The organism is Cupriavidus agavae (assembly GCF_004217045.1).
Classification (GTDB): domain Bacteria; phylum Pseudomonadota; class Gammaproteobacteria; order Burkholderiales; family Burkholderiaceae; genus Cupriavidus; species Cupriavidus agavae.
Map to the genome: position 1 here is coordinate 317,714 of NZ_SGXM01000003.1, position 15,896 is coordinate 333,609.

The following is a 15,896-nucleotide window of genomic DNA, read 5'->3' on the forward strand; positions in this document are numbered from 1 at the left end:
ACGCTCAGCCGGCCGTCTTCAGCAGAGCCAGGTCAATCGACCCTTCGAAAACGGTGGTGGCAGGGCCGGTCATCTGCACTGGCTGGCCGGCGCCATCCCAGGCGATCGTCAGGTCGCCGCCATGGGTGTGGACCTTGACCGGCGACTCAAGCAGGCCGCGCCGGATACCGGCGACCACGGCCGCGCAGGCGCCGGTGCCGCACGCCAGCGTCTCGCCGGCGCCGCGTTCGAACACGCGCAGCCGGATGGTCTGGCGATCCACCACCTGCATGAAGCCGGCGTTGACGCGGTTGGGGAAGGTCTTGTGGTGCTCGATCACCGGGCCGTCCTGCAGCACCGGGAACTGCTCGACATCGTCCACGACCTGAACGGCATGCGGATTGCCCATCGAGACGGGCGAGATCCAGGCGGTGCGGCCATTGATTTCGAGGCCGAAGAGGGTGTCGCTGCCCTCGCCGCGCGTGGGCAGGCCCTCGGCGACGAACGGTACGCGCGCCGGCTCCAGCTCGGGCGCGCCCATGTCCACGGTCACCTGGCCGTCGTCCTGCAGCGTCAGCGTGATCACGCCGTTCATGACCTCCACGCGTACGGTGCGCTTGTCGGTCATGCCCTTGTCGGTCACGAAGCGCACGAAGCAGCGCGCGCCGTTGCCGCAGTGCTCTACCTCGCCGCCGTCATTGTTGAAGATGCGGTAGCGGAAATCGACGTCGGGGCGATCGGATTTCTCGACGATCAGGATCTGGTCCGCGCCGATGCCGAAGTGCCGGCTCGCCAGCGCGCGCCACTGGGCGTCCGTCAGGTCGAGCCGCTGGTGGATGCCGTCGAGCACGATGAAATCGTTGCCCGCGCCATGCATTTTGGTGAACTGGAGTTTCATGCTCGGCATTGTAATCAGTAGATGTCGGGTTCGCCGGGCGGCCGGTGCTTGAAGCGCTTGTGCACCCAGTAATAGTCCGCCACGCGCGGCCGCACCGCGTCTTCGAAGAACTGGTTCATGCGCCGCGTGTCTTCGGTCACGGTCTCGCCGGGATAGTTGTCCCAGGGCGGCAGGATGTGCAGTACGTAGCCCTTGTAGTCGGGCAACTGCTCGGTATAGATCGGCACCACGCGGGCGCCGGACGCGCGGGACAGCCGCGACACGGCGGTCAGCGTCAGCGCCGGCACGCCGAAGAACGGGATGAACTCGGAGTCGCGCGGGCCGAAATCCATGTCGGAGATCAACTGCAGGGCCTCCCCCTGCTTGAGCACGCGCAGGATGTTCCGGGCGCTGTCATTGCGCGAGATCATGTTGGCGCCGAAGCGGCCGCGCGCCACCTTCAGGAAATCGTCAAACAGCGCGTTCTTCTGCACCGTGTACAGCGAGGCGCCCGAGCGTCCCACGTTGTCGCGCAGGTACATGGTCAGGCGGATGGCGCCTGCCTCCAGGCCGGACAGATGCGGCGTGACCAGGATGTGCGGCGTGCCGTCGAGCGCGGGCAGGTTGGCCTGGTCGTCGATCTGCACGAGCCGGCGCATCTTTTCCTCGCCGCAGGTCCAGAAGATGCCGCCCTCGGCGAAGCTGCGGAACACCTTGCGGAAGGTCTCGCGCGACATCGCGTCGATCTCGGCATCGGACTTTTCCGGAAAGCACAGGCGCAGGTTGGCGCGCACGACCTCGCGGCGCGAACTGGGAATGCGGTACAGCAGGCTGCCCAGCGCCTCGCCGAAACGGGCCACGAAGGGGTAGGGAAGCTTGCCCAGCACGGTCAGCAGGCCGATGCCGAGCCAGGTGAAGAAGCGGCTCATCGATTGTCGGGATGGGTGGCGGACTCGGGCGGCGCGGCGGCAGTGGCGGGAGCCGGAGCCGGAGCCGAGGGGAGGGTGGCCGGGGGTGCGCCGGCGCCGGCCGGCTGCTTGTAGCGGTTGTAGCCCCACAGATACTGGGCGGGATCGATCGCGATCATCTCTTCGATGGTGGCATTGATCATCGCCGACGCCGTGCCGGGATCATCGGGCAGCATGCCGCCCTCGCCCACCATGCGCAAGTGCCCGCGGTAGCCCGCACCGCGCGGCAGCCGTTGCGCGTAGAGCATGGCCACCGGCGCGCCGGTCAGCTTGTGCAGCCGGTGTACCAGCGTCATCGAATAGGCGGGTTTGCCGAAAAACGGCGCCCAAGTGCCTTCACCGCCACTTGGAACCTGGTCCGGCAAGATGCCCACGGACTGCCCCCGCTTGAGTGCCTTGACCAGCATGCGCACGCCGCGCGGATTGGCCGGCGCCATGGCGATGTTCTTCCGGGTGCGCATCCGCTCGACGAATTCGCGCAGCCAGGGCTGGTGCGGCGGCTTGAACAGGCAGGTGATCGGGCGCAGCCGGGCGTGTGATTGCGGAAGCACCTCGAAGCAGCCCAGGTGCGGCGTCGTCAGGATGACGCCTTTACCGTCCTTAACCAGGTCGGCCAGCTCCTTCCACATGTAGTCGTCGAAGCCGTAGGTTGGCACCGTCAGCGATTTGCGGCTCCAGAAATAGGGCATCTCCACGATCATCCGCCCCGTGTGGCGCGCGGCCTCGGCAATCATCGCGTCGGTGGCGTCGGGGTAGGCGTGGCGGAAGTTCTCGACGAGACGGCGCCCGTAACGGCCGGGCAGCCGGGCGGCGAGCAATCCCAGCGCGCCACCGATGGCGTGCAGCACACGCAGGGGCAGGCGGGAAATGAGCCAGAAGAGAAAGGTCATGACGGCATTAGGGGAAAAGTTTCCCGGGATGATCTCGCGCAAACGGTCGCGCGCAATCGGCATCGTGCTGCGCAACTTCAGACCCGTCTGACGGCGAATAAACGCCGATAAGGGTGGTTGCTCGCCCGATAGGGCCTTGTGCAGCGCGTCCGGCAGGCGCGTATAATACCTGCCATCGCCGAGTTAACTGACAACTTGCGGGGCGATACCGCTCGAATCGGGCGGCTCTAAATACCGCTAAAGCGTCGCCGCACGGTTTTCAGGGTGGCGCGCAATAGCCATCAACAGCCAACCTGGAGAACCCAGATCGTGTCGAACGATTTCCTCTTTACTTCGGAATCCGTCTCCGAAGGCCATCCCGACAAAGTAGCCGACCAGATTTCGGACGCCATCCTGGATGCCATCCTGGCCCAGGACAAGTATTCGCGTGTGGCGGCCGAGACGCTTTGCAATACCGGCCTGGTCGTCCTGGCAGGTGAAATCACCACGAATGCGAACGTCGACTACATCCAGGTCGCACGTGACACCATCAAGCGCATCGGCTACGACAACACCGACTACGGCATCGACTACAAGGGCTGCGCCGTGCTGGTGGCCTACGACAAGCAGTCGCCGGACATCGCCCAGGGCGTGGACCGCGCTTCGGACGACTACCTGAACCAGGGTGCCGGCGACCAGGGCCTGATGTTCGGCTACGCCTGCGACGAGACCCCGGAACTGATGCCGTTCCCGATCTACTACTCGCACCGCCTGGTCGAGCGCCAGTCGCAACTGCGCCGCGACGGCCGCCTGCCCTGGCTGCGTCCGGACGCCAAGTCGCAGGTCACGGTGCGCTATGTGGACGGCCGTCCGCACAGCGTGGACACCGTGGTGCTGTCGACCCAGCATCACCCGGATGTCACCCAGGCCCAGATCCGCGAAGCCGTGATCGAGGAGATCATCAAGCCGGTGCTGCCGGCCGACATGCTCAAGGACACCAAGTACCTGGTCAACCCGACCGGCCGTTTCGTGATTGGCGGCCCGCAGGGCGACTGCGGCCTGACCGGCCGCAAGATCATCGTCGACACGTACGGCGGCGCTTCGCCGCACGGCGGTGGCGCCTTCTCGGGCAAGGACCCGTCGAAGGTGGACCGCTCGGCCGCCTACGCCGCCCGCTACGTGGCCAAGAACGTGGTGGCCGCCGGCCTGGCGCGCCAGTGCCAGGTGCAGGTCAGCTACGCCATCGGCGTGGCCCGCCCGATCAACGTGACCGTGTACACGGAAGGCACCGGCAAGATCTCGGACGAGAAGATCGCCGAGCTGGTGCAGGAACACTTCGACCTGCGCCCGAAGGGCATCGTCCAGATGCTGGACCTGCTGCGTCCGATCTACGAGAAGACCGCCGCCTACGGCCACTTCGGCCGCGAGGAGCCGGAGTTCTCGTGGGAAGCCACCGACAAGGCTGCCGTGCTGCGCGCCGCCGCCGGCCTGTAAGCGTTCCGGCTTCGGCCTGGAAGAAACCCCGCCGGTCCTTCGGGACCCGCGGGGTTTTTTGTCGCCCCTGCATCACATGCGAACGACCGGCAAGCGAGTAGAATCCGGTCCATCCAAGAAACCAAATCTAGCGGAATTGCCATGTCCCTGGACCTGATCCGAACCCAGCCCTATACCGACTGGTCGCCCGAGGTAACGCCCGAGACACGCGCCGCTCTGCGCCGAGAGCTGGAGCAGGGCGCCGTGCTGTATTTCCCGAAGCTGGACTTCAAGTTTGCGCCGGGCGAGGAACGCTTTCTCGATCCGCGCTATTCCGATGGCAAGTCGAAGAACATCAACCTGCGCGCCAACGAGACGGCGGTGCGTGGCGCGGCGGGTACGGCGCAGGACCTGACCGACCTGTACAACCTGATCCGGCGCTATGCGGAATCGAGCGAGTCGCTGATCCATGCGCTGTTTCCCGAGTACAAGGGGCATATGACGCGTGCCGGCACCTCGCTGCGCCCGAGCGAGATTGCCGGGCGGCCGGTGAGCTGGCGCAAGGACGACACCCGGCTGCACGTCGATTCGTTCCCGTCCAACCCGATGCTGGGCAAGCGGCTGCTGCGCGTGTTCCACAACATCGACCCCGAAGCGCCGCGCGTATGGCGCGTGGGCGAGCCTTTTGGCGATTTTGCGAAGCATTTCGTGCCGAAGACGCACGGCATGTGGCCCGGTCAGGCGTGGCTCATGAAGACGCTGCAGATCACCAAGCGCACGCGCAGCGAGTACGACCACCGCATGCTGCAACTCCACGACCTTGCCAAGGCCGATCTCGACTACCAGAAGGCCGTGCCCCAGCAGGAGTTCCACTTCCCGCCGGGCGCCACGTGGATCGTGTTCAGCGATCAGCTTCTGCACGCCGCGATGCGCGGCAAGGCGATGATGGAACAGACCATCTACCTCGATCCGGCGGCCATCGGTGACCGCACGCACTCGCCGGAAGCGGTGCTGTCGCGGATGCTGGGTCGGCCGATGGTGGACGCGTAGAAGCTTGCGCATGACCTAGCGCATCAGCATCTTCACCATCGCCTCGAACCGCTTGCCGTACGGCGCTTTCAGCAGCCCGGCGGCGTTCAGCCCCGCCTGATAGAACACCGGCTTGACCTTCGAGAACGTCTCGAAACCGGCCTTGCCGTGGTACACGCCCATGCCGCTGGGGCCGACCCCGCCGAATGGCAGGTCGTCCTGGGCGATGTGGAACAGCGTGTCGTTGACGGTCACGCCGCCGGCCACGGTCTGCTGCATCACGCGGTCCACCACGTCGCGGCCCTTGTCGAATACGTACAGCGCCAGCGGGCGCGGGCGGGCGTTGACGAAGGCGATGGCGTCGTCGACGGCGCGGTAGGTCACCACGGGCAGTACCGGCCCGAAAATCTCTTCCTGCATGGCCTGGATCTCGCCGGGCACATCGGTCAGCAGCACCGGCGGCAGCCGGCGCGCGGCGGCGTCCGGGGCGGCGTCGGTCAGCGGCACCACGCGGGCGCCGGCGTCGGCGGCGGCATCGATCATCGAGACCAGCCGGCCAAAATGACGCGGGCTGATGATGCTCGTGTAGTCGGGGTTGCGCGCGATATCTGGATAGAGCCGGCCCACGCAGCGCCGCGCGGTCTCGACGAAGCGGTCGCGCTGGTCGGCGGGCACCAGCACGTAGTCCGGCGCGATGCAGGTCTGGCCCGCGTTGAGCAGCTTGCCGACCAGGATGCGCTCCACCGCCCGCTCGAAATCGGCCCCCGGTCCGACGATGGCCGGCGACTTGCCGCCCAGCTCCAGCGTCACCGGCGTCAGGTTGGCGGCGGCCGCCTTCATCACGTGGTGGCCAACCTGGGTCGAGCCGGTGAACAGCAGGTGGTCGAACGGCAGCGCGCTGAACCCGGCGGCCACGGCGGCGTCGCCATTGACCACGGTCACTTCATCCGGCGCGAAGCTGGCCTGTACCAGCCGGGCGAACAGGTCAGAAAAGCGCGGCGTAAATTCCGACAGCTTGACCATGGCCCGATTGCCGGCCACCAGCGCGCCGGTCAGCGGGCCAACGGCCAGGTAGAGCGGATAGTTCCACGGCACGACGATGCCGATCACGCCCAGCGGTTGCGGCATCAACCGCGACTTGCCCGGGAGGAACCAGAGCCCGGTCCTGGCGCGGCGCACGCGCATCCAGCGGCGGCCATGGCGCAAGGCGTCGTCGATACCGGCCAGGCTCGGAAATACCTCGAGCAGCGCCGTTTCCTGGCGCGGCCGGTTCGTGAAATCGGCGCTGATGGCGCTGGCGATGGCCTCGTGGTTGTCGCGCACGAGCCGCTTGAGCCGGCGCAGGCGGTCGGCGCGGATATCCCAGGGCGGCGTCTGGTCATGGCGCGAGGCGGCGAGCATGGCGTCGAACACCGTCGACATGGCGGGCACTTCTCTCATTCGTCGTCTCCTTGCCTGGCTCGATGGACCATCGCGCACCATAAGCCAGACCGCCCGTTATATCAATGGAGGGCAGCCCTCAAACGCCGGGTGCAGCGTGGGGCAGCGCGCCGATGCGGGGTTGCACTGCTTCACCAGCCCGGTGGCAGCGCCTACACTGGACTATCGCGGCAGGCGTCCGCCGGGACAACGCCGGCACCGGACAGGCGGGGAGACGGATGGAAACGACCTTTGACTATCTCGTCGTTGGGGCCGGGTCGGCAGGCTGCGCGCTGGCCGGGCGCCTGGCCGACAGCGGCAGCGACAGCATCGCGCTGCTCGAAGCCGGCGGGCACGACCATCATGTGCTGGTGCGCACACCTGCCGGGCTGGCCGCGATGCTGCCGCGCGCCGGGGCCCGCAACTACGCCTTCCAGACCGTGCCGCAGCCCGCGCTCGGCGGCCGGCGCGGTTTCCAGCCAAGGGGGCGGGGCCTGGGCGGGTGTTCGTCGATCAACGCGATGATCTACACGCGCGGGCGCCCCGCCGACTATGACGGCTGGGCCGCGCACGGGTGCGACGGCTGGGCCTGGGACGACGTGCTGCCGTACTTCCGCCGCGCCGAATGCAACGAGCGCGTGGCGGGCCATGACGACGATCCGCTGCACGGCGGCACCGGCCCGCTGCATGTGAGCGATCTCCGCTCGCCCAATCCGTTTGCCCAGCATTTCATCGATGCCGCCCAGCATGCGGGCATCGTGCGCAACGACGACTTCAACGGCGAGGAGCAGGAGGGCGTGGGCTGGTACCAGCTCACCCAGCACGACGGCGAGCGCTGGAACGCGGCGCGCGCCTATCTGCACGGCGGCAACGCGCGCGACCGCCGCTGCAACGGCGGCCGCAGCCACCTGCACGTGATGACCGGCACGCAGGTGCTGCGCATCGTGTTCGAGCGCCGCCGCGCGGTGGGCGTGGTGGCGTGGCGCGACGGCGTGGAAGTGGTGCTGCGCGCGCGGCGCGAAGTGATCGTGTCGGCGGGCGCGTTCGGCTCGCCGCAACTACTGATGGCGTCGGGCGTGGGTCCGGCGGCCCATCTGCGCGAGCAGGGCGTCGCCGTGGTGCACGACCTGGCCGGCGTGGGCCAGAATCTGCAGGACCATGTCGATATCGCCGTGCACCGGCGCGTGGCGTCGCCGGAGCTGTTCGGGGTGTCGCTGGCCGGCGTGCGGCGGCTGATCGGCGAGACACTGCGCTACCGCCGCGAGCGCGACGGCATGATGACCTCGAATTTCGCCGAGGCCGGCGCCTTCGTGCGCAGCCAGCCCGGACTGCCCGAGCCCGACCTGCAACTGCATTTCGTGGTCGGCATGGCGGACGACCACATGCGCCGCCTGCGGATGGGCCATGGCTACTCGTGCCACGTCTGCCTGCTGCGGCCGCGCAGCCGGGGCGAGGTCCGGCTGGCGTCGCCCGACATGCGCGAGGCACCGCTGATCGATCCGCGCTATTTGTCTGATCCGCAGGACATGGATGGGCTGCTGGCCGGGCTGGACATCGTGCGCGACATCCTCGCGCAACCGCCGCTGGCCGTGTTCGGCGGGCGGCCGCTACGCGCCGAGGGCCGCGACGAGGCCGAGGCGCGCGCACTGATCCGCCAGCACGCGGACACCATCTATCACCCGGTGGGCACCTGCCGCATGGGCATGGACGCGCTGGCCGTGGTGGACCCACAGTTGCGTGTGCGAGGGGTGGAAGGGTTGCGCGTGGTGGATGCGTCGATCATGCCGACCCTGATCGGGGGCAACACCAACGCACCGGCCATCATGATCGGGGAGCGCGCCCACGACCTGATCCGCTTCGCACCGCATGTGACGCTGCGGATCAGGGAGACGGCGGTGGTGGAGTAATTTGGAGGAATTACTACGGTTTTTTCTCCCCGCTCCCGCATGGCGGGAGAGGGGAGAAAACAGACAGGGACTCTTACCCCCGCATCTGGAACTGCCCCACCATCTCGCGCAGCTTGCCGGCCTGTTCGTCCAGCGATTGCGCGGCGGCGGCCGCTTCTTCCACCAGCGCGGCGTTCTGCTGCGTGACCTGATCCATCTGGCCGACCGCGTGGCCTACCTGCTCGATGCCGGCGCTCTGTTCCTGCGACGCCGCCGAGATCTCGGCGATGATGTCCGAGACGCGCTTCACGGCCTGGCGGATCTCGCTCATCGTGTTGCCTACCCCATGCGCCTGCGCGGAGCCGGTGCGCACGGTGTCTGCCGATGTCTCGATCAGTTCCTTGATTTCCTTGGCGGCGCTCGACGAGCGCTGCGCCAGGCTGCGCACCTCGCCGGCCACCACGGCAAAGCCGCGGCCCTGTTCGCCGGCGCGGGCCGCTTCCACGGCCGCGTTCAGCGCCAGGATGTTGGTCTGGAACGCGATGCCCTCGATCAGGTTGGTGATGTCGGCGATGCGCGCGGAGCTGCCAGTGATGGCGCCCATGGTGTCCACCATCTGCTGCACGACCTGGTTGCCCTCGTCGGCCACCAGCGCGGCGTTGGTGGCCAGCGACGCGGCCTGGCGCGCGTTCTCGGCGTTCTGGCGCACGGTGGCCGTGAGCTGCTCCATGCTCGACGCGGTTTCTTCCAGCGAGGCGGCCTGTTCCTCGGTGCGCGACGACAGGTCCACGTTGCCCGCGGCAATCTGCGCGGCAGCCACGCTGACCGAATCGGTCGAGCGGCGGACTTCCTTCAGCGTGCCGCCCACGCGCTCGATCAGCGTGTTGAACGACTGCGCGGTCAGGCCGATTTCGTCGAGACGGTCCACCGGCGCGCGGTGGTCGAGGTCAAGCGACTGGCTCACGTGCTCAAGCGTGCCCTGGATCTCGGCCAGGCTGTGGCGGATGCGCTGGTATAGCGAAAACGCCAGAAACGCGGTCACGGCGACGGCGGCCACCATCACGATCCAGAACAGCCGCACCGAGGCGTCGTATTGGGCCGTGTTGCGTGCCACGGCTTCATCGCCAAGCCTGGTGTTGTATTCCAGATGGTCGTCGAGCGCCTTGCGCACGGCATTCGACGCCAGGCTGAGGTCGCCGCTCGTGATCATCTTTTGCGTGGCGGCGAAATCGTTGGCGCGCGAGCGCTCCAGGTAGGCCGGCGTCAGTTCGCGGTAGCGCTTCATGGCGTCGCGGTCGGCCTCCAGCAGCTTGCGATCGGTGGCGTCCGAGAGGTTGTTGCGCTCGTACTTGGCGACCAGCTCGTCGAAGCGCTTGTTGCCGCGCTCCAGCATGGCTTCGGCGTCGGTCTTGGCGGCGACGTCGTCGGTCAGGGCGTGACGGTACAGGGCCGTGCGCACCGTGTTCAGCGCGCCGCTGACGTTGTTCAGGTCGCGCACGCTGGTCAGCGTGTTGTCGTTGAAGTATTGGAAGCGTTCCTCGGACTTCTTCATCTGCCAGATGCCGCCAAGGCCGACGAAGAGAAGCGCAAGCAATGAGAGGGAAAACGTAAGAAGCAGGCGTTTGCTGATATTCATGAGAGGCTTTGGCGGCACACGCTGCTTGGCGCGGACCGTCCCGTTGTGACAACTTGGTTTGCGCAGCGGGCCGGCAGCCCGTCGCCACAACGTTTACGGCGGCGCTATCACGCACTGAAGGTGACAATCGTGCAATGCAGCAATCGCTGTGCGATGTTCGCCGCCGCGGCGTTTCCGGCGCTTCGTCTCAGCCCGGCCAGGCCGCCGCGATGACGCGTTCGAATGTGCCGGTATCGCCATCCAGAGTGCCGAACACGCGCCCATGCTGGCGGCCCAGCCGGCTGCCGATGAACAGTTCGGCGCTGCCTGCGTCGCCGTGCGCAATCATCAGCGCGGCCTGCGCGGTCAGCACGAGCCCCTGCGCGAAGCGTCGCGCGCTGGCTTCGAGCGTGTCGGCGGGGGCGCGCAGCATGGCCTGCAGCGAGGCAAGTTCGGCACGCACGGCGGCGTGGCCGTTCGAGAGCCGGGCCAGGTCCTGCAGGATCAGCGCGCCGTCCTCGGGGGTGCGCTGCAGGGCACGCAACACGTCGAGGCACATGATGTTGCCCGACCCTTCCCAGATCGAATTGACCGGCGCCTCGCGGTACAGCCGCGCCATCGGGCCTTCCTCGACGTAACCATTGCCGCCCCAGACCTCCATGGCCTCGCCGGTGGCTTCGAGCGCGCGCTTGCAGATCCAGAACTTTGCGGCAGGCGTCATCACGCGCTTCCACGCTGCCGCCAGCGGATCGGCGTCGGCATGTTCGAACGCGTGGGCCAGCGCCATCATCATCTGCGTGGCGGCGGCCGATTCGAGCGCGAGGTCGGCCAGCACGTTGCGCATCAGCGGCTGGTCCGCCAGCCGCTTGCCGAACGCCATGCGGTGCCGCGCGTGGTGGATGGCCTGCACCAGTCCGGCGCGCAGCAGCGCCGCGCTGCCGATCACGCAGTCGAGCCGCGTGTTGGTGGCCATCTCGATGATCGTCGGGATACCCCGGCCTTCCTCGCCGATCAGGATGCCGATGGCGCCCCGGAACTCCACTTCGCTGCTGGAGTTGGAGCGGTTGCCGAGCTTGTCCTTGAGCCGCTGGATGAGGATGGGGTTCTTGCTGCCGTCGTCGCGCCAGCGTGGTACGAAGAAGCACGACAGCGGGCCGTCGATCGCACCCATGCGCGCCACCACGAGGTGCGCGTCGCACATCGGCGCCGAGAAAAACCACTTGTGGCCGGTCAGCGCGTACTCGGCGCCGCGCCCCTCGCCGCGCACCGGCACGGCCACGGTGGTGTTGGCGCGCACGTCGGAGCCGCCCTGCTTCTCGGTCATCCCCATGCCGATCATCACGGCCGCCTTGTCGCGCCACGGCAGGTCACGCGCGTCGTGTTCCTTCGTGAAAAGACGAGATTCGAGATCGGCAAACAGCGCCGGCTCCCTGGCGAGCACCGGGATGCTGGCCAGCGTCATCGTGGTGGGGCACAGCGAGCCCGACTCCACCTGCGCCTGCAGGAAGTAGCCGGCCGTGCGCGCGGCCCACACGCCGGGGCGCGGCGCGGCGAACGGCAGCGCCTGCAGTTGCTGGCTGCGCAGCAGGGCCAGCAACTGGTGCCAGGCCGGATGAAACGTGACCAGGTCGATGCGCTCGCCGGTGCGGCTGTGGGTGTGGAGTTCGGGGGTAAAGCGGTTGGCGTCGGCGGCCCAGCCCTGCACCTCGGGATCGCCGAGCCGTGTTCCATAGGTGGACAGGGCCTCGGCGTGCCACCCGCCGCCCAGCCGGCCGAGCGCGGCGCGCAGGCCGGGATCGGTGCCGAACAGGTCATGGCGGGCCAGGTCGGGAACCTGGTTGAACACACTGTGGGTTTGCGCGTCGTCAGTTCCTGCGGCGGTCATGGCGTCTCCTGGCGATGGGAACAACCTGCTGCGGGCCATGGTACGGCAACTCGCCGATTCGCCAAATCGAGTGCAGCCCGGGGGAGGGCGCCGGACGCACCCGGCCCGCATCGTGCGGTGCAGCATGGTGTTCCGATACCTGCGCGCACGGCTGACACAACCGAATTTTGGGTAGCGCGGGGCAGGGGGTTGTGCTTAAATTCACCCCGTTGGATGAAACAGGGGTGCCGTCCGGATGGGCCGGGCGGCTGAGAGAGTCCCTTCGAACCCGATCCGGCTAGTACCGGCGTGGGAAGTTTCACAGTAGAACCGAATGCCTCTTGTCCCGCGGGAAATCCGCAACGGGACGCCGCCGCCGGCCATGCCGCGCGCCGCCGGCTCACAGGGCTCCTGGTTTCGTCCATCCCCGCAAAGAGAGGACGACACTCATGGCCCGTACCGCCCCTGCCGCTTCGTTCGAATCGCTCGAAAGCGATCTCGACCAGAAATTCGCCTACCCGGCTTCCAGCAAGACCTACATCCCCGGCAGCCGCCCCGACATCCGCGTGCCGATGCGCACGATCCTGCAGACCGCCACGCGCACCGAGAAGGGCGAGATGGCCAACCCGCCGATTCCGGTCTACGACACCTCGGGCCCGTACAGCGACCCGGACGTGCACATCGACCTGAAGGCCGGCCTGCCGGCCGTGCGCGAGCAGTGGATTGCCGAGCGCGGCGACACCGAGATCCTGCCGGGCCTGTCGTCCGAATACGGCCTGGCGCGGGCCAACGACCCGGCCACGGCGCACCTGCGCTTTGCCCAGCTGACCAACCCCCGCCGCGCCAAGGCCGGCGCCAACGTGTCGCAGATGCACTACGCGCGCCGCGGCATCATCACGCCCGAGATGGAATACGTGGCGCTGCGCGAATCGCTGAATCTCCAGGCGCTGTACGACAAGCCCGAGTACAAGGCCCTGCTGCGCCAGCACCCCGGCAACGCGCTGGGCGCCGCGCTGCCGCTGCGCCCCGAGGACATGACGCCGGAATTCGTGCGCCGCGAGATCGCCGCCGGCCGCGCCATCATCCCCGCCAACATCAACCACACGGAACTGGAGCCGATGGCCATCGGCCGCAACTTCCGCGTGAAGATCAACGGCAACCTGGGCAACTCGGCGGTGACGTCGTCGCTGGCCGAGGAAGTGGAAAAGATGGTCTGGTCGATCCGCTGGGGCGCGGACACCATCATGGACCTGTCCACGGGCAAGCACATCCACGAAACGCGCGAATGGATCCTGCGCAACTCGCCGGTACCCATCGGCACGGTGCCGATCTACCAGGCGCTGGACAAGACCGGCGGCATCGCCGAGGACCTGACCTGGGAGATGTTCCGTGACACGCTGATCGAGCAGGCGGAGCAGGGCGTGGACTATTTCACGATCCATGCCGGCGTGCTGCTGCGCTATGTGCCGATGACGGCGGACCGCGTGACGGGTATCGTGTCGCGCGGCGGCTCGATCATGGCCAAGTGGTGCCTGGCGCATCACAAGGAAAACTTCCTGTACACGCACTTCGACGAGATCTGCGAAATCATGAAGGCGTACGACGTGTCGTTCAGCCTCGGTGACGGCCTGCGTCCGGGTTGCATCGCGGACTCGAACGACGACGCCCAGTTCGGTGAACTGCGCACGCTGGGCGAACTGACCGCCAAGGCGTGGGAGCACGATGTGCAGGTCATGATCGAGGGCCCGGGCCACGTGCCGCTGCAGCGCATCCAGGCCAACATGGACGAAGAGCTCAAGCACTGCTACGAAGCGCCGTTCTACACGCTGGGGCCGCTGGTCACGGACATCGCGCCGGGCTACGACCACATCACCAGCGGCATCGGTGCGGCCAACATCGGCTGGATGGGCACGGCCATGCTCTGCTACGTGACGCCGAAGGAGCATCTGGGCCTGCCGGACAAGGAAGACGTGCGCGAAGGCATCATCACGTACAAGATCGCCGCCCACGCCGCCGACCTGGCCAAGGGCTGGCCGGGCGCGCAGTTGCGCGATAATGCGCTGTCCAAGGCACGTTTCGAGTTCCGCTGGGAAGACCAGTTCAATCTCGGCCTCGATCCCGAGCGCGCGCGTTCGTTCCACGACGCCACGCTGCCGGCCGAGGGCGCCAAGATCGCCCACTTCTGCTCGATGTGCGGGCCGAAGTTCTGCTCGATGAAGATCACGCAGGAAGTGCGCGACTACGCGGCGTCGCTGCCGGAAGCGCAGCGCGGCATGGAAGAGAAGTCGATCGAGTTCGTGAAGACGGGTTCGAAGATCTACTCGTAAGCCAGCCTTGCAGGACGGGCCCGCGCGCCGCGCGGGCCCCGCAGTTACCGCAGCAACCGCAGTACCCGAGTCCCGCGCGCGGCGCCCCCACGCGGCGCGGCGGTATTCACCCAACCGGAGGCCGGCTGGCGCAACCTTCTTGCCAACGCCGCCGGCAAACAAGCCCATGACAGCAGTACAGTCCTTCGATGTTGCCATCCTCGGCGCCGGCCTGGCCGGGCGGTTGTCCGCCTGGCTCCTGGTGCGCGCCGGCGCCCGCGTGGTGCTGGTCGAGCGTGGCGGCCCCGACGGCAGCGGCTCGGCCGCGCACGTGGCCGCGGCCATGCTCGCGCCGCTGGCCGAATCCGCCATTGCCGAGCGGCGCATCGTCGATCTCGGCATTGCCAGCGTCGATCTCTGGCGCACCTGGCTCCACGAACTGCCCGAACCCGTGTTCTTCCAGGAAGACGGCACGCTGGTGGTCTGGCACGCCCGCGACCGCAGCGAGCTGTCGCTGTTCACGGGCCGCATGCGCGCCGTGGCGCCGCCCGAACTGGTGCAGCAGCGCCTGCGCACGCTCGACGGCAAGGGCCTGGCCGAGGTGGAGCCCGAGCTCGCGGGCCGCTTCGCGCAGGGCCTGCTGCTGCAGGGCGAGGGCCAGCTGGACAACCGTGGCGCCATGCGCGCGCTGCTGTCGTGCGCCATTGCCGAAGGGCTGCAATGTGTCTGGGAAGCCGGCGAGGTCGATGCCGGATCGCTGCCCGCGATGGGCATCAACGCCAGCGTGGTGCTCGATTGCCGTGGCCTGGGCGCGCGCTCGGCGTGGAACGGCCCCGAGGACGGCACCGGCCGCGCGCTGCCGGGCCTGCGCGGCCTGCGTGGCGAGGTGGTGCGCGTGCACGCCCCGGACGTGAAGCTGCACCGGCCGGTGCGGCTGCTGCATCCGCGCTACCCGATCTACATTGCGCCCAAGCCGAACGATCTCTACGTGATCGGCGCCACTGAACTGGAAAGCGAGGACGAGTCGCCGATGAGCGTGCGCTCGGCGCTGGAACTGCTCTCGGCGGCGCACTCGCTGCATCCGGCGTTTGGCGAGGCGCGCGTGCTCGAACTGAACGTGCAGCGCCGCCCGACGCGCCCCGACCACCTGCCCGCGATCCGCGTGGACCAGTCCGCGCGCATCGTGCGCGTGAACGGCCTGTATCGTCACGGCTGGCTGATTGCCCCGGCCGTGACCGAAGCCGCCTGCCACGTGGTGCGCGCGCTGCTCGACGACGACCCGGCCGCCCACGCGGTGCCGGCCTCGCTGCGCTGGCCCGGCATGATCCAGGCCGTGCGCGAGACCGCGCCGGGCCTCCCGGGCGTGCTGGCCGAGAGCGGCACCGGCATGCTTCACTAACCCGAAAGCCCCTATGAACATCCTGCTCAATGGCCAGCCGCTGGACCTGCCCGACACCGCCACGCTGGCGGACGCGGTCAGCGCGGCGGCCATCGCGCCCCCGTTTGCCGCCGCCGTGAACGGCGAATTCGTCCCGCGCGCCGCCCATGCGGCCCGTGTCCTGAACGCGGGCGACCAGATCGACCTCGTGCAACCCGTGACGGGAGGCTAGT

At 68.0% G+C, this 15,896-nt stretch carries 12 protein-coding genes and 1 riboswitch; of the genes, 6 read left to right on the forward strand and 6 right to left on the reverse strand.

Going from position 1 to position 15,896, the window contains the following annotated elements; translation table 11 throughout:
- Window positions 1–4 precede the first annotated feature (4 nt).
- Genes dapF through EV147_RS15340 form a run of 3 tightly spaced genes read right to left on the reverse strand, consistent with a single transcriptional unit; the run spans window position 5 to window position 2,714 of the window.
- Window positions 5–877 (reverse strand): diaminopimelate epimerase, encoded by an 873-nt coding sequence (gene dapF / locus EV147_RS15330; protein ID WP_130392068.1) that lies wholly within the window; start codon window positions 875–877, stop codon window positions 5–7.
- 14 nt (window positions 878–891) lie between these two features.
- Window positions 892–1,785, reverse strand: coding sequence for a lipid A biosynthesis lauroyl acyltransferase (locus EV147_RS15335; protein ID WP_130392069.1), 894 nt, complete (start codon window positions 1,783–1,785; stop codon window positions 892–894).
- A complete protein-coding gene (locus EV147_RS15340) occupies window positions 1,782–2,714 on the reverse strand; it encodes a lysophospholipid acyltransferase family protein (RefSeq protein WP_130392227.1) in 933 nt (310 codons plus the stop codon). The genes EV147_RS15335 and EV147_RS15340 overlap by 4 nt, the downstream gene beginning before the upstream one ends.
- A 309-nt stretch (window positions 2,715–3,023) precedes the next feature.
- Between EV147_RS15340 and metK the strand changes: the two genes are divergently transcribed.
- Both metK and EV147_RS15350 read left to right on the forward strand, forming a co-directional pair.
- Window positions 3,024–4,187, forward strand: a complete 1,164-nt coding sequence (gene metK, locus EV147_RS15345; RefSeq protein ID WP_130392070.1) for a methionine adenosyltransferase — start codon at window positions 3,024–3,026, stop codon at window positions 4,185–4,187.
- 141 nt (window positions 4,188–4,328) lie between these two features.
- Window positions 4,329–5,216 carry a Kdo hydroxylase family protein gene (locus EV147_RS15350; protein WP_198680260.1) on the forward strand — a complete coding sequence of 296 codons (888 nt, stop codon included), beginning with the start codon at window positions 4,329–4,331 and terminating at the stop codon, window positions 5,214–5,216.
- A 15-nt stretch (window positions 5,217–5,231) separates the two neighbouring features.
- On the opposite strand, the gene EV147_RS15355 is transcribed toward EV147_RS15350, so the two are convergent.
- Window positions 5,232–6,635, reverse strand: coding sequence for a coniferyl aldehyde dehydrogenase (locus EV147_RS15355; protein WP_130392072.1), 1,404 nt, complete (start codon window positions 6,633–6,635; stop codon window positions 5,232–5,234).
- A 218-nt stretch (window positions 6,636–6,853) separates the two neighbouring features.
- On the opposite strand from EV147_RS15355, the gene EV147_RS15360 reads away from it, so the two are divergent.
- Entirely contained in the window at window positions 6,854–8,521 is a 1,668-nt protein-coding gene (locus EV147_RS15360; RefSeq protein ID WP_130392073.1) for a GMC family oxidoreductase, read from the forward strand.
- A gap of 73 nt (window positions 8,522–8,594) precedes the next feature.
- Here EV147_RS15360 and EV147_RS15365 read toward each other — a convergent pair whose 3' ends face one another.
- A complete protein-coding gene (locus tag EV147_RS15365) occupies window positions 8,595–10,136 on the reverse strand; it encodes a methyl-accepting chemotaxis protein (RefSeq protein ID WP_130392074.1) in 1,542 nt (513 codons plus the stop codon).
- Between the two features lie 187 nt (window positions 10,137–10,323).
- Window positions 10,324–12,000, reverse strand: a complete 1,677-nt coding sequence (locus EV147_RS15370) for an acyl-CoA dehydrogenase family protein (RefSeq protein WP_130392075.1) — start codon at window positions 11,998–12,000, stop codon at window positions 10,324–10,326.
- A gap of 210 nt (window positions 12,001–12,210) precedes the next feature.
- A riboswitch (TPP riboswitch) is annotated at window positions 12,211–12,312 on the forward strand.
- Between the two features lie 116 nt (window positions 12,313–12,428).
- Here EV147_RS15370 and thiC point away from each other — a divergent pair.
- From thiC to thiS, 3 genes are all read left to right on the forward strand, one after another.
- A complete protein-coding gene (gene thiC / locus EV147_RS15375; protein WP_130392076.1) occupies window positions 12,429–14,306 on the forward strand; it encodes a phosphomethylpyrimidine synthase ThiC in 1,878 nt (625 codons plus the stop codon).
- 166 nt (window positions 14,307–14,472) lie between these two features.
- Window positions 14,473–15,684, forward strand: a complete 1,212-nt coding sequence (locus EV147_RS15380) for an FAD-dependent oxidoreductase (protein WP_130392077.1) — start codon at window positions 14,473–14,475, stop codon at window positions 15,682–15,684.
- A gap of 13 nt (window positions 15,685–15,697) precedes the next feature.
- Window positions 15,698–15,895: a sulfur carrier protein ThiS gene (gene thiS / locus EV147_RS15385; RefSeq protein WP_130392078.1), complete on the forward strand. Its 198-nt coding sequence runs from the start codon at window positions 15,698–15,700 to the stop codon at window positions 15,893–15,895.
- Window position 15,896 lies beyond the last annotated feature (1 nt).